Raw genomic sequence first — 14,415 nt, forward strand, 5'->3', positions numbered from 1 at the left:
TTCATAGTTGCCGGTTCCCTACCAATAGTTTTACAGTTTGCAGTTCATAGCACTTTCTTCATAGTTACCGGTTTTCGGCGCCCCACCATATTTTTAAAAAGGTATATATCACCCTTATAGAAAAAAGACTATTTTTAGTTGTACTTTGCTGACACACTGTGAAATTTGAGACTGTAACCATAAAAGATATTGCCAGGGCACTGGGACTTTCAACTTCTACGGTTTCGCGTGCATTGCGCGGAAGCTATGAGATAAGTCCTGAAACAAAAAAACTGGTACTCGAGTATGCCGAAAAGATAAATTACCGGCCCAATCCGATCGCTTTAAGCCTGAAAGAGCGCAAAAGCCGGTCGATCGGGGTGGTCGTCAGCGAGATTGCTAATACGTTTTTTTCGCAGGCGATCAACGGGATTGAATCTATTGCCTACAACCGGGGGTACCATGTTATTATTTCCCAGAGCCACGAATCGTACGAACGGGAGAAAGTTACCATTCAACACCTGGCCTCGCGCTCGGTTGATGGGTTGCTGGTATCCCTCTCGAACGAAACGATAGACCTTTCGCATCTGAAACAGTTGCACGATAAAGGACTGCCCATTGTTTTCTTCGACCGCATCACCGATGAAATAAATACCCATAAGGTCACAGCCAATAACGTAAAAGGCGCTTTTGACGCTACCCAGCACCTCATCAACAAGGGTTTTACGCGTATTGCGCATATCACCAATTCGCCTAATTTGTCAATTACCAGGGAAAGATTGCAGGGCTATAAAGAAGCCCTGAAAAAGAATAACCTGCCTTATGATGAAAAGCTGGTGCATTATACCCTGCATGGGGGTATGATCTATGAGGAAATTGAAGGCGAGATCCAGAAAATGTTCAGCGGCCGCCAAAAGCCCGATGCCATTGTAACGGCCAGCGACCGCATTACTACTTCCTGCCTCACAGCCCTGAAAGCCGCCGGCAAAAAGATCCCCGATGACATTTCTATTATCGGATTTACCAATACCAATATAGCCGAGCTGTTTAACCCGCCGCTTTCTGCCGTGCGCCAGCCGGCTTTTGACATGGGACAGGCCGCTACGGAATTGCTTATTTCTATCATTGAAAGCAAACGCCCCGTTACTGAGTTTGAGACCCGGATACTGGATACGGAGTTGTTTACCAGGGAGAGTTCGACGCCCCCCAGCCACTAAAGTAATTTTTAATTACTCCTTACAATGATTTTTTCCATTGGTAAAACCAGTGAATCATAATATTTTTCACGATTGCTCAATTAACAAATTTTCAAATTATCTTCATTCTATGCTTACGCAGGATGAGATCAAACAACTGGTAGCCCAACAAGCAGCTCAACTGGTTCAAAACAATATGACCGTTGGTATTGGTTCCGGCTCTACGGTTTACTGGCTTATTATGGAGCTCGGTAAACGCGTAAAGAAAGGACTTTTCTTCAGGGCCATTCCCACTTCAAAACATACGGCTTCACTGGCCGCCCAACAGAATATTGCCCTGGCCGAACTAAACGATATTGACCGTATAGACATTACCATCGATGGCGCCGATGAAATTGATACGCAACTGCAATTGATAAAAGGCGGCGGTGGCGCCCTGCTGCAGGAAAAAATGGTGGCCGCGGCTTCGCGCGAACTGCTTATTCTGGCCGACCAGTCAAAACTGGTACCCCAACTGGGTAAATACCCCTTACCGGTTGAAGTGATCCCCTTCGGGTGGAAACAGGTTCAACGCAACATCAGGGAAACCTATAATGTGGAAGCCATCCTTCGCATGCAGGATAACCAGCCTTTTATTTCTGATCATAATCATTACATGCTGGATTGCCACTTTGAACGTATTGAACAGCCCGATGTATTAACCTATGAGCTCAATGCCATTCCCGGGGTTGTTGATAATGGCCTCTTCGTAAACATGGCCGACCTGGCGTTGATAGGTTATCCTGATGGCAAAACGGAAACGATGCACCGATAGGGGTTTCTTTACCTCCTGGTTACCTCGCCGCTTCGCAACCAGCTGATTTTCAACATCAGCAAAATCATTTCTTCACCCCCTGGTTACCTCCTGCTTAGGTATTCTTTACCTCCCGGTTACCCCCGCTTCTCCTTTTCATTACCCCCTGGTTGGCTTTTCTTCTCCCTTCTTCAGGTACCCTCTATGTTAGGGTAATATTGCCTTTACCTTTTCATTTCCTTTTTTTTACCTAAGGGGTAAACAAAAGGTTAACCTAATATTACCACAATACGACCACAACCAAACCACAACCTAACCGAAGTGCCCCCGGCCACCGCCAGCCGTTGGAGGAGTAGCCTCCGAATCACACCCATTTGTGTATCAGATACGGTTTTTGTAACTTTAACTATATCAGATCCCAACCACAGATGCAAAAGAACAAACTGAACGGCACCGATCACCTGTACCTGCAGATCGCCGGCAGCCTTGAACAGATGATCCACAATGAGATCCTGAAGATCGGCGACAAGCTGCCTTCGGTACGCATGCTGAGCGATGAGTACGGCATCAGCATGGGTACGGCCTTTCAGGCCTATTATTACCTCGAAGGAAAAGGACTGATCGAGAGCCGCCCCAAATCGGGTTATTATGTTCGCTTTAACCAAAAGCGGTTCCCCGCCCTGCCCGCGGCGCCCAAACCCGAAACCCTTGCCGGCACAATCAGTGTTGATGAAATGGTAGCAGCCGTTTTTAAAAAACTGAGCGCCTCCGACATCACCAACCTGGCCATTGCGGCCCCGGCCAAGGAACTATTGCCTACAGCCAAATTGAATAAAAGCATTGTGCATGCATTCCGCCATTCGCCAACCAGTTGTATACAATATGAAGACACCCAGGGAAACCTGGAACTGCGCAAACAGGTAGCCCGCATGGCTTTTAACTGGGGCGGAAAGATCAGCGCCAATGATGTGGTGATCACCGCCGGTTGTATGGAAGCGCTGTCTCTTTCTTTGCAGGCAGTTACCCGCCCAGGTGATACGGTAGCCATTGAAACGCCTACTTTCTTTGGCATTTTTCAGGTGATGGAAACCCTTGGCTTACACGTTATTGAAATACCCACCGATGCGGTAACCGGTATAGATCTCAACTACCTGGAGCAGGCCATTAAAACATCGAACATAAAAGCCTGTGTGTTTGTGCCCAGCTTTAACAACCCGCTCGGCTGTTGTATGCCCGATGAAAATAAAAAGGCGCTGGTTGAGCTCATCACTAAACACCGCATTCCCCTTATAGAAGATGATATTTATGGCGAATTGTATTTCGGTCAACACCGGCCGCGCTGCTGCAAAACTTATGACACCGAAGGCTGGGTACTGTATTGCGCTTCCATCAGCAAATCACTGGCGCCGGGTTATCGCATCGGGTGGTGCATTCCCGGCCGGTTCAGGGAACAACTAACGCGGTTAAAAATGCGGCATACCATTACGGGGGTTACCATTACGCAGCAGGCCATGGCGCACTTTCTTAGCATAGGCCGGTTCGATTATCATTTGAAAAAATTACGTACCGCCCTGCATACCCAACAACTGCGGTATGTACAGGGCATACTCGATCATTTTCCTGAAAATACCAAGGTATCGCGGCCGCAGGGTGGTTTTGTGCTGTGGCTCGAGCTGAATAAAAAGGTGAACACGTTCCAATTGTACCAGGAAGCTATGAAATACCAGGTATCGGTAGCACCGGGCAGAATATTCTCCATGCGCGATCGGTACAGCAATTATATGCGCATCGGCTATGGGCAGCCGTGGAATGATGGGGTTGAACGGGGATTACGAATATTAGGCGGATTGGTAAAAAAAATGGGCTGAGGTGAGACTTCAGGCCGGTGGGTGCTCAAAATACGCTTCTATATCGGCGTTTGAATTATAATTGCGGAATACATGCTGGGTGCGCATTTGCAAACGTTGCGTACAACCTTCATCAAATATGGCCTGCAGACTGTAATTCTTCAGGCGGCCGATCATAATACGGCCCGCCACTTTTTCCAAACCGGTACGTGTGTAGATACCACAAAATGGTTGTGCAAAATCAACGTCCTGGTATACATAAAAATCGTACTGGTTATCGCGCATATATTCCTGCAACAGGTGATCGATGGAACCGGCATCCAGATCGAGCATATCGCAAGCCAGTAACAGCAGGTCTTTATCGGGAAATTGTTGATGAACACTGAGCAGCCCCTTCAACGGGCCTTCCACCTCAGCATTATCAACCACGAGTAATTCGGGAGAAACCTCTTCGCAATACGTATGTACCTGTTGTGTATTTACCGAATACACCACCGGTAAATGGAACATGGCCAGCTTCTCATGCATATGTTTGGCCCAGATGGTATTGCGAATTGGCAACAGGCCTTTATCAGCACCCATGCGTTTGCTTTCGCCACCACATAATATTACACCTAACAGGTTTTCCATAATATACATACTGGTAAGGTGATCAATTAAAGCAATCAGTCATGCACTTTGCGATCGGCATGTCCCAGGCTTTTGCCCGGCGCCACCACATCGCGCACTAACTGCTTAACTTCTTTAATTTCAAGGAAACCGCCTATTTCTTTTCGATCAAAAACCTTCTGGTCTCCGATGCAAATAGTGTACCGGCCACTAACCTCACTGGGCATCAACAACACGCCCTGCAATTCATCGGCAAAGGTTGTCAACAACTCCTGTGCCATATACGCGGCACGCAGCAACCATCCGCATTTGGGACAATATTCTATTGTAATAGTAGGTTTCATGCGACAAAGATAAGGGTTCAGGGGCCATAGCACAAGCACCCGGAACCTGGTATAAGTCACAATTTGGGGAGGTGAACGTTTCTACACTTCGGCCTTCCGGCGGCGGGCCTCAGGGCCTGCAGGTAAAAAGTATGTTAAATATGATGATTTATTGGCAAGTTTGCCTATACCTTAGCCCCTTCTGCTTTTACCGCCTGAAACTCAGATTTTGACGATTCACATACCGGGCAACTATACGTATTGGGCAACTGGCTGAATGAGGTACCCGCGGCAATATCATTTATACTATCGCCATACTGTTCATCATACACGGTAAAACAATGCTTACATTGATAAATAACGGGCACATTTACCGCCGTTTTAACGGTGGGCTCCTGTACCACTTCCTGCCGGTAAACACTGTGCAAAATTTTATCGGCCTCGGTAGTGAGATCATAAAAATATTTGCAGAGCGAAATTAAGTAAGCGCCCAGTTCCTCCTTTTGCACTGCCTTGCGAAATAAGATATACTCCCGGGAATTGGGATTAAAATCCCTGGTGTACATAATATCGTAGCGGTTCATTGAAGCGCTCTTGTTACGGCTTGTATTGTTTTGCTTTGCGATCACTACTGCACCAAACAAACCAAATAAACCGCTCTTGGGTTTGGTTTTAATAGCGAAGCTCAATCCGTGCGTACGTACATCATCTTTATCGAACTGACGAATGATATACCGTTTCAGGTTCAGGCCTTCTTCACTCAGGTCTTCTACCTGCCAGTTGAGCTCATTGGCCGCATGGTGCACATTGATGCGGTACGTGTTCAGCACATATTCCCAGGCCGTGCGGTCGTTTTGCGCAATACCTTTTACAATAAGCGATTTCCAGGGTGTAACATACAACTGCCCTACCTTGGTCTTCAAACAAATGGAGGCTATATCTTTCAGGAACGAAACCGGAAAACATTCATCGCGGCGATAAATGCCCAGCCAGGTCTTTTCGCCATAGCGGTTAAAACCTTCGTAATAAGGCAGGGCAAATTTGGGTATGCTCAGTTCGGCAGTAACCGGTTGCATTATGAACTGTTCCTTCTTATGCACCATTTCATACAACACATCGCCATCGGTAAGCGTTTTGTTGTCAATGATGGCTTCTTCGAGCAACCGGGTCATACGCGGAATATCATCTGAATATATCAATCCTTTCCAGCAATAGATGACCGTGGTTTTGGGAAAACGGATGTATAAATACCAGTAGTTATTTACCGGTGATGAAATAAAATTGATATTCCCGGTAAAGAAGGGAATAAAGCTCTGGTTGGCATCAACCAGGTTCAGCTTCAACCGCGGGCGATAATCGAACAGGCCAAGAATATCTTTATATACGCCTTCGCTTAACCAGTTGGAATTCTGAAACACATCTTCTGCCACATAGGAGGTAAGGATGTTTGAATACTCATCCCTGTTCACTTCATATACAACGCCCAGCTGGTCCAACGCTGTGCGGAATTCTTTTTCATTATTGCTGTCGGCACGGCAAAACAATTGTTGCCGGTTACCAAATTGAACCTGGTCAACTCCACAACGTTCGGCAGCCTCCATCCACGCATGCAGGTCACCGGCAGCTACTATACCGCCGGGAAGATTGATCTTTATATGATGATACTTTCGCATGTTTTCAGTTCTTAATTATCAGTTATTTCACCAACAGACTATTTGTTACACCAGCCAATGTCTCCTCAAGGATCCTTTGCACTTCTGGCCGGCACGAACCGCAACCAGTTCCGGCCCCTGTTGACGAGCACAATTGTTTAAAGTCGGTGCAGCCTTCGTTTATTTTATTCTTCAGATTCTCACTACCCACGTTGTTACAGCTGCATACCAGCTTACCCAATACCGGTTCAGCTTTTTTGCCGCTGCGCAACAATTGTAAACGTTTTTCATTGAGCTCTATCTTATTGGCGATAAGCTCCCTGAATTCCTGGAACTCAGTTTTGTCACCGATCAATATGGCGCCCACCAGGCGGTCCTGGTGAATGATACATTTTTTGTAATAGCGTTTTGCTTTATCCAGGAAGATGATCTCTTCATATTCGTCGTTGGGACATTCAGGTATTCCAATACTGCACAGATCGAAGCCATGGATCTTGATAATGTTCATGAACAGGCTGCCTTTGTAATGGCTGGCAATATCACCCATTAAATAGCGGGCTACAATATGCGCCTGTTGTTCAGCTGCGGCCGTAATTCCATACAGCGTGCCTTCAAACTCGGCAATCTCTCCTATTGCAAAAACATTGGGATCGCTGGTTTGCAGGCGCTCGTTCACAATAACGCCACGCTGGCAATGCAGTCCGGTTTCTTTGGCCAGCTCAATATTGGGCACGGTACCAATAGCAAATACGAGGGCATTACAATCGATCACCACACCGCTTTTGAGGCGGATGCCGGTAAGCTCACTGCGGCCATAGAACAATTGCACCTCATCGTCGTAATAAATATCGCAATGCTGATCGGCCATTTCTTCGTGCAACATCTGACTTCCCAACGGATCTAACTGCCGATCGAGGAAGCGGGAAATGCGCTGTACAATGGTAACCTTTATATCTACTTCGCGCAGGGAAGCGGCCAGCTCGAGCCCCAATAATCCACCACCTACGATCACTACATGACCATCGCGCGGTACGTGGTTCTTGAACTCATCGGCATCGGTACGGCTGCGCATGGTGAAAATACCTTTTAACGCAGGCACGTTGCGCGGAACCGCTGCGCGGCTACCTGTAGCCATCAGCAGCACATCGTAATAAGTTGTACGGCCGGTAGAATCGATCACATATTTATTCTCCCGGTCTATTTTTTCAATACTTACTCCTTTATACAATTTGATATTATAGTTGGGTTCTTCCGATTCTTTCATCTTGATCAGCTGCTCCCAACTTTGGGTGCCGCTGATATAATCGGGCAACATCACCCGGTTGTAAAACGGAAAATTCTCTTTGCTGAAGATCACCAGTTCATCTTCACTGTTCATTTCGCGGTACGATTTCACAAAACCAAACGCCCCGGCGCCGGCGCCAATGATCACAATGCGCTGCCTTGGCTTTTTATACGGCGCTACCTGTACTGCACAAAATTTGAAATCAGGTTCTTTTGAAATGGGATCAACCATGGGGCTGGTCACATTGTTTGCCCGGTTAAGGTCGTTGTTCAGGATCTTTCCCCAGTGCATGGGCAGAAATACAACGCCTTTCTTAATGGTGTTCGATACCGATGCTTTTACCCGCACTTCGCCCCGTCGCGAACTCACGACGGCAATATCGCCGTCTTTTAAATGCAGGCGGCGAGCATCTTCGGGATTAATTTCAAGGTATGCCTGCGAAATATGTTGCTTCAACTTATTCACCTTACCGGTTTTGCTCATCGTATGCCATTGATCGCGTATACGGCCGGTAGTTAGAATGAACGGGAAATCGCCATCGGGTTTTTCACTCGTAAGGTCATCGGGCACCGGGTGAATGATGGCTTTGGTAGAAGGTGTATAGAAGGTCTTGTCTGTAAACAAGCGTACAGTGCCCTGGCCTGTTTCCTCTTTTGGAAACGGCCATTGCACTGACCTCCTGTTTTTCAGAACTGAGTAGTTTAATCCGCTAACATCAATATTGGTTCCTTCGGTGAGCTTTGCATGCTCATCGTATATGGCCGATGCATCGGCATAATCGAAACCATGGTAACCCATTTTTTGGGCAAACCGGCAAATGATCTCTGCATCGGGCAGGGCTTCACCGGGCGCATCCACCACCTTGTTCAGGTAAGAAATGCGTCGTTCCGAATTGGTCATGGTGCCCTCTTTTTCCGTCCAGGTGGCGGCGGGCAAAATAACGTCGGCATATTTCAGGGTCTCGGGCTGGTTGCTCATTTCCTGTACCACTACAAACTTCGCTTTCTTCAAACCCTCTTCTGCGACCCGTACGTTCGGCAAACTAACCAGCGGGTTGGTGCAAATGATCCAGATGGCTTTCAACCGGCCATCGTTCAGTGCATCGAACATTTCAGTGGCAGTAAGCCCGGGTTTGGGCGATATACTGGTTCCGCCCCAGAATTTCTCCACCTCTGCACGATGTTCAGGGTTGGCGAGGTTGCGATGCGCCGGCAACAGGTTCGCTAAACCACCTACCTCGCGGCCACCCATGGCATTCGGCTGCCCTGTTAAAGAGAATGGGCCAGAACCGGGTTTGCCAATATGTCCGGTGATGAGGTTCAGGTTTATTAAACTGAGGTTCTTGTTTACGCCAACAGCACTTTGGTTCAGCCCCATCGTCCACAGGCTCATAAACCCTTTTGCATTGCCAATGTGCTGGGCAGCCAGCTTGATGCTCATTACATCTATACCGCAGATCCCGGCCGCTTCGGCCAGCGTGCGTTGGAAAACGATCTTTTTATATTGCTCAAACCCTTCGGCATGGTTCTTTACAAAATCAAGATCAACATCGCCATTCTCGATCAGCAACCTGCCAATAGCATGGTTCAGCGTAATATCAGTACCGGGATTCAACTGCAGGTGTACATCGGCAAGGGAACAGGTATCTGTTTTACGCGGATCGGCCACAATGATCTTTACATGCGGATTGGCCGCTTTATGCGCTTCTATCCGGCGCCATAAAATGGGATGACACCAGGCGGGGTTGGCGCCTGTAATAAAAAAACAATCAGCCAGTTCAATATCATCATAGCAACCGGGCACACTGTCTTCACCCAACGACATCTTGTAACCAACCACGGCGCTGCTCATACACAGGCGCGAATTGGTGTCGATGTTATTGCTTCCAATAAACCCTTTGATGAGTTTATTGATAACATAATACTCTTCAGTTAAACATTGCCCCGATACATAAAAAGCAACGGAATCAGGCCCATACTTATCAATAAAGGTCTTGAATACGGCAGCAGTGCGATTCAGCGCATCGTCCCAGGAAACCCGTTGCAAGGGCATATTCTTATTGTAACGCATTTGCGGGTACAACAAGCGATCGCTTCTGTCATTAACAGTATAATGCAGATTCATGCCTTTGCTACACAACATGCCTTTGTTTACCGGATGTTGCTTGTCGCCTTCAACAGTTATGATCCCCCTTTTGTCCTTATTTACAACGATGCCACAGCCCACGCCGCAGTAGCTGCAGGTGGTGGTCACTGATTCGGGATGCTGATTATTCATGTTCATGCTTTTGATAAATCTCTATGCTAACTATCTTATGATCTTTCTCTTCAGTATACTAAGCTCTCGCCAAAGCCGCTTCGTCTTTTATATTTGTTGCTGACTCAACTTTTTGTGATGCACGTAAATGTGCCAGCAACACCAGCAAGCCTACCACGGCCACTCCAATACCAATGTACAGGAAGGCCTGCGAATAGGTAAGGTTCTTTGATTTGAAAAGAAACCCAATGCACATAGCGCCTATATTACCACCGGCGCCCACGATACCGGCCACACTACCAATTGCCTCCCGGTTCACAAATGGCACTATTGAATAGGTTCCGCCATTGGCCATTTTCAGGAACATGGCGAACAGTAACATAGAAATAATTGCTACGGGCAAAGTGCCTGCTTTGGCAAAGAGCATAATGCCAATTCCCTCGAGCAGTAAAAAGCCGGCCAGCAGCAATCCTTTACCACGCAAGCCGTACGCATTGCCAACTTTATCACTGATAATACCACCCATTGCCCGGGCAAACAGGTTCATAAAACCGAATATGCTCGCCAATGCACCCGCCATAATAAGGGTAGCTTTGAAATTATCAACGAAGTAAGTGGCAGCTACGTTATCAACCGTGATCTCAACACCAAAACAGGCGGCATAGGCAACTGCCAGTATCCATGTTCTGTAGTCTTTTAACGCCAGGATGAAAGTGCCTTTCTTCTTTTCTTTTGTTTGGCGAACGATCTCATTGTAGTTACCGTTTGGTGTGTCTTTGGTGAAACGGTAATACACAAATGCCATTACCAGCAATATGGCGCCAGGCACTACCATGGCAACGCGCCAGGAGTTGCCTTTATCAATATAACCGGCGCCTACAAAAGCAGCTGCGATCAATGGCATTACTATTTGCGTAACACCGCCGCCCAGGTTGCCCCAGCCACCGGCAACGGCATTGGCCGTCCCTACCACATTGGGGGCAAACATTACTGAAGTATGGAACTGGGTAATAACGAAAGAAGCGCCAATGATGCCAATGATCAATCGGAACAACAAAAATGATTCATAACTATTGGCAAACCCGATACACATTACGGGAATAGCGCCTAACACCAGCAAAATGGTGTATGATAACCGGGGCCCCAGTGTATCGCATAAACGGCCGATGATCAACCGCGCAATAATGGTAGCTGAAACCGATGCAATGGTAATATTACCTACCTGTTCTTTACTTAAATGCAATTGCTCGCGTACCAGTGGCATCAGCGGTGCAATGCCAAACCAGCCAAAAAAGCAAAAGAAAAAAGTAAGCCAGGTAATGTGAAAAGTGCGCATCTGTATGCCCTTACCCGAGAAAATGTTCAGCTTTGCAAGCGGTTGATTCATGATTCAAAAATTAAATCTGTTATTAATAGCTGTTAGTTGGTTGTTTTTATTCTTTGATGTCGTCAATAGAAAATTTATCTATCAACAGGTTCAATAATTTATCGTGTGTGCTCATGTAAACCGGATCGTGCACGATCTCTTTTTTATTGCGCGGCCGTTCCAGGGGAACAGGTACGATCTCCTTTATCGTTGCTTCCGGACCGTTATTCATCACCACTACCCTGTCGCTCAAAAAGATGGCTTCTTCAATATCATGGGTTACCATAACGATCGTTTTTTCGCGGTTATCGAGGTTCCATAATTTCAGCAGCTCAACGTGCATATTGCTTTTGGTCAATGCATCGAGCGCGCCAAACGGTTCATCGAGCAACAGAATCGACGGGTTGATGGCGAATGCACGGGCAATGGCCACCCGCTGTTTCATGCCGCCTGATAATTGACCGGGCAATTTGTCCTTATGGTCCCACAAATGCACGGTCTTCAGATTGCGTTCAACGAGTTCTCTTTTTTCGCTTTTTGAAAGATCTTTTAATGCAGAGTCAACGGCTTCATAAATATTCCTGTACACGGTTAGCCAGGGTAGCAGGGAATAATTCTGAAAAACAATGCCTCTGTCGGGGCCAGGGCCCATTACTTTTTTACCATTGGCGATCACTTCACCGGTGGTGGGCTTTACCATGCCGCTGATGGTTCCCATCAGGGTCGATTTACCACAACCGGAGTGACCTATCAGAGAGATGATCTCTCCCTTTTGTACGGTGAGTGAAATTTCCTTCACCGCGGTATAGGTTCCTTTCGGTGTTTTAAAACTTACCGTAACATTATTAATACCTATTGCAGGTGCTGGTGTTAATACCGGTTCCAAAATGGAATCGACAATGGTTTGTGTTGCTATTTTAGTAGTTGAGTTCATTGTTGTCGGCTTTAACGCGTTTAAAAAATTAATTGATTACACCGCATAGGTGAACCGCTTTTGCAAACCGGTAAAAAACTTGTCGAGCAGTAACCCAACCGTTCCGATGATCAAAATTGCCACCAGTATCTTTCCTATACTTCCGCCGTTAAAGCCTTCTTCCCAAACAAAATACCCTAACCCAATGCCACCCGATAACATTTCGCCGGCTACGATCACCATCCAGGCCACACCGATCGACAAACGCAATCCGGTGAAAATATGTGGTAAGCTATAGGGTATCATTATTTTGGTAATGTATTTCCAAAGGGAGAATCCGAATGCCTTGCCTACATTTTTATGATCCTGCGGTATTTGTGACACGCCAAACGAAGTGTTGATGAGCGTGGGCCACAATGAACAAATGAAGATCATAAAGATGCTTGCCTTGGGCGAATCCTGAAAAATAGCCAACCCCAGCGGAAACCAGGCCAGTGGTGACACCGGCCTTAAGATCTGTACAATGGGGTTGAAGATATTCATGATGATCCGGTTGCTGCCCAGCACAAACCCTAATGGTATGGCGATCAAACTGCCCAAACCAAAACCAATACCCACACGTGCCAAAGAGCTTATTAATTTTGTACCGATGCCTTTATAATCGGGGTCGTTCTGGAACGGATTGGTCATTACTTCTTTAAAGGTGTCCCAGGTTGCCAGGGGAGAAGGGATCTCACCTTTAGTTATTTTCGAGACCATATCCCACATACCCAGCAACAACAGCATGCCTGCCACGAAATACAATACCGACCACCCTATCTTTATTGCTTTTGCTTTCATCTGAATATTTTTAATTTTTTTAAAATTGCCAGATGGAACTCCGCATGAAAAAATCTTTAGATATCGAATAAGCAAAATATTTTTTCATGCTCCGTTTCATTGTTTACAATTGAATGGTTAGTTAATTGGGTTACCTTGGCGAAGCAGCGATATACGCTTTCGGGTTATTCGGATCAAACGGTACTGATTCTATGTTCAACTTGAACGGCTTCATGTCATCGGTAGGAACCCCAATGTTCATGCTCTTTGCCACTTCATCATACAGGTCGTCCATTATTATTTTATTAACGATCTCCTTGTAATCAGCCGGCAAAGCAGGGATATAGCCAAACCGAACATATTGCGCCATGAACCAGACGCCATGTGACAGGCGCGGCGCATTTACAAAGCCGTTGTTATGAAATAACATGTAATCATCTTTATATTTCTGCACGCCCAGCTCGCAACCCAGATCATTACTGCCCATCAGGCGCGCTTCCAGCACAGTTACCGGTGCATTTACGTAATTGGGCCGCGAAAGGATCTGTGCTGCTTTTTTGCGGTTACCCATATTATCGAGCCACTTGCAGGCTTCCAGTATGGCCATCATTACTTTCTTCAGGTCTTCGCGGCTGCCTTCGGCAAACGCTTTGTTAACCACCAGGGCTTTTTCAGGATGATTTTTCCAGATGTCCTGTGTAGCAATATGGGTGAACCCAACGTTCTGTGCAGCAGCCACGCCATTCCAGGGCTCCCCAACACAATAGCCTTCCATGTTATCGACCCGCATGTTGGCTACCATTTGCGGTGGCGGAATGGTGATGATGCCCACTGATTTGGAGCTTACACCACAGGCTGCCAGCCAGGTACGTAACCAGATATCGTGTGTACCGCCGGGAAAGGTCATGGCGAACGTCACTTCTTTTCTCGATTGCACTGATTTTATTGCAGCAGCTACTTTTTTAATTTCTTTAAAACCTACCAGGCCACAGAAATCTTTTGAAAGTGTAATACCCTGGCCATTGTTACTTAATACCATGGCGATACGCATTTCAGAACCGGCTTTGCCGCCAATGCCTTCATATACCGAGAAAGGCATGGAAAACAAACAATGCGCCCCATCCAGCTCACCATTCAGGATCTTGTCGCGCACATTGGCCCAGGATGCTTCTTTGGTTACCTGTACATCCAATCCATATTTTTGAAAGAACCCCATTTCCTTGGCGATCACGAGCGGAGCGCAATCGGTCAATGGGATGAAACCCAGTTTTATGGTGCGTGTTGGTTTATTGGCTGTATGCAGAACAAATGATGTTGACACCACAAAAACCGCCAGAGCAACGATCCCTATTTTTAATATATTAAGAACTTTCATGT

Annotated in this window: 11 protein-coding genes; 3 read left to right on the forward strand and 8 right to left on the reverse strand. The window is 46.7% G+C overall.

What is annotated here, in order from left to right; all coding sequences use genetic code 11:
- The first annotated feature begins 158 nt into the window (after positions 1 to 158).
- The 3 genes from A3860_RS12180 to A3860_RS12190 all read left to right on the forward strand — a co-directional run bounded on the left by A3860_RS12180 (position 159) and on the right by A3860_RS12190 (position 3,836).
- Positions 159 to 1,196 carry a LacI family DNA-binding transcriptional regulator gene (locus A3860_RS12180; RefSeq protein ID WP_081146977.1) on the forward strand — a complete coding sequence of 346 codons (1,038 nt, stop codon included), beginning with the start codon at positions 159 to 161 and terminating at the stop codon, positions 1,194 to 1,196.
- Positions 1,197 to 1,305: 109 nt separating this feature from the next.
- Entirely contained in the window at positions 1,306 to 1,989 is a 684-nt protein-coding gene (rpiA, locus tag A3860_RS12185; protein ID WP_081146978.1) for a ribose-5-phosphate isomerase RpiA, read from the forward strand.
- 407 nt (positions 1,990 to 2,396) lie between these two features.
- Positions 2,397 to 3,836 (forward strand): aminotransferase-like domain-containing protein, encoded by a 1,440-nt coding sequence (locus A3860_RS12190; RefSeq protein ID WP_081146979.1) that lies wholly within the window; start codon positions 2,397 to 2,399, stop codon positions 3,834 to 3,836.
- Between the two features lie 9 nt (positions 3,837 to 3,845).
- Here A3860_RS12190 and mobA read toward each other — a convergent pair whose 3' ends face one another.
- The 8 genes from mobA to A3860_RS12230 form a co-directional block, all read right to left on the reverse strand.
- Positions 3,846 to 4,445 carry a molybdenum cofactor guanylyltransferase gene (gene mobA / locus A3860_RS12195; protein WP_158085216.1) on the reverse strand — a complete coding sequence of 200 codons (600 nt, stop codon included), beginning with the start codon at positions 4,443 to 4,445 and terminating at the stop codon, positions 3,846 to 3,848.
- 35 nt (positions 4,446 to 4,480) lie between these two features.
- Positions 4,481 to 4,768: a SelT/SelW/SelH family protein gene (locus A3860_RS12200; RefSeq protein WP_081146981.1), complete on the reverse strand. Its 288-nt coding sequence runs from the start codon at positions 4,766 to 4,768 to the stop codon at positions 4,481 to 4,483.
- 164 nt (positions 4,769 to 4,932) lie between these two features.
- On the reverse strand, positions 4,933 to 6,420 hold the full coding sequence (locus tag A3860_RS12205; protein ID WP_081146982.1) for a rubredoxin: 1,488 nt from the start codon (positions 6,418 to 6,420) through the stop codon (positions 4,933 to 4,935).
- A 22-nt stretch (positions 6,421 to 6,442) separates the two neighbouring features.
- The gene (locus A3860_RS12210) at positions 6,443 to 9,961 is read right to left on the reverse strand and encodes a nitrate reductase (protein WP_143774062.1); all 3,519 of its coding nucleotides are present in this window, start codon (positions 9,959 to 9,961) and stop codon (positions 6,443 to 6,445) included.
- A gap of 58 nt (positions 9,962 to 10,019) precedes the next feature.
- Positions 10,020 to 11,327 (reverse strand): NarK family nitrate/nitrite MFS transporter, encoded by a 1,308-nt coding sequence (locus A3860_RS12215; protein ID WP_081146984.1) that lies wholly within the window; start codon positions 11,325 to 11,327, stop codon positions 10,020 to 10,022.
- Between the two features lie 46 nt (positions 11,328 to 11,373).
- Positions 11,374 to 12,240 carry an ABC transporter ATP-binding protein gene (locus A3860_RS12220; protein ID WP_081146985.1) on the reverse strand — a complete coding sequence of 289 codons (867 nt, stop codon included), beginning with the start codon at positions 12,238 to 12,240 and terminating at the stop codon, positions 11,374 to 11,376.
- A gap of 36 nt (positions 12,241 to 12,276) precedes the next feature.
- Positions 12,277 to 13,059 carry a nitrate ABC transporter permease gene (gene ntrB, locus A3860_RS12225; protein ID WP_081146986.1) on the reverse strand — a complete coding sequence of 261 codons (783 nt, stop codon included), beginning with the start codon at positions 13,057 to 13,059 and terminating at the stop codon, positions 12,277 to 12,279.
- Between the two features lie 130 nt (positions 13,060 to 13,189).
- The gene (locus A3860_RS12230) at positions 13,190 to 14,413 is read right to left on the reverse strand and encodes a CmpA/NrtA family ABC transporter substrate-binding protein (protein WP_081146987.1); all 1,224 of its coding nucleotides are present in this window, start codon (positions 14,411 to 14,413) and stop codon (positions 13,190 to 13,192) included.
- Positions 14,414 to 14,415 lie beyond the last annotated feature (2 nt).

Origin of the sequence: Niastella vici (genome assembly GCF_002077945.1) — a bacterium.
Classification (GTDB): Bacteria; Bacteroidota; Bacteroidia; order Chitinophagales; family Chitinophagaceae; genus Niastella; species Niastella vici.

Coding starts and splice junctions, on each gene's coding strand:
- rpiA (WP_081146978.1), top strand. CDS start 1,306: ATGCTTACGCAGGATGAGATCAAACAACTGGTAGCCCAACAAGCAGCT.
- A3860_RS12190 (WP_081146979.1), top strand. CDS start 2,397: ATGCAAAAGAACAAACTGAACGGCACCGATCACCTGTACCTGCAGATC.
- mobA (WP_158085216.1), bottom strand. CDS start 4,445: ATGGAAAACCTGTTAGGTGTAATATTATGTGGTGGCGAAAGCAAACGC.
- A3860_RS12200 (WP_081146981.1), bottom strand. CDS start 4,768: ATGAAACCTACTATTACAATAGAATATTGTCCCAAATGCGGATGGTTG.
- A3860_RS12205 (WP_081146982.1), bottom strand. CDS start 6,420: ATGCGAAAGTATCATCATATAAAGATCAATCTTCCCGGCGGTATAGTA.
- A3860_RS12210 (WP_143774062.1), bottom strand. CDS start 9,961: ATGAATAATCAGCATCCCGAATCAGTGACCACCACCTGCAGCTACTGC.
- A3860_RS12215 (WP_081146984.1), bottom strand. CDS start 11,327: ATGAATCAACCGCTTGCAAAGCTGAACATTTTCTCGGGTAAGGGCATA.
- A3860_RS12220 (WP_081146985.1), bottom strand. CDS start 12,240: ATGAACTCAACTACTAAAATAGCAACACAAACCATTGTCGATTCCATT.
- ntrB (WP_081146986.1), bottom strand. CDS start 13,059: ATGAAAGCAAAAGCAATAAAGATAGGGTGGTCGGTATTGTATTTCGTG.
- A3860_RS12230 (WP_081146987.1), bottom strand. CDS start 14,413: ATGAAAGTTCTTAATATATTAAAAATAGGGATCGTTGCTCTGGCGGTT.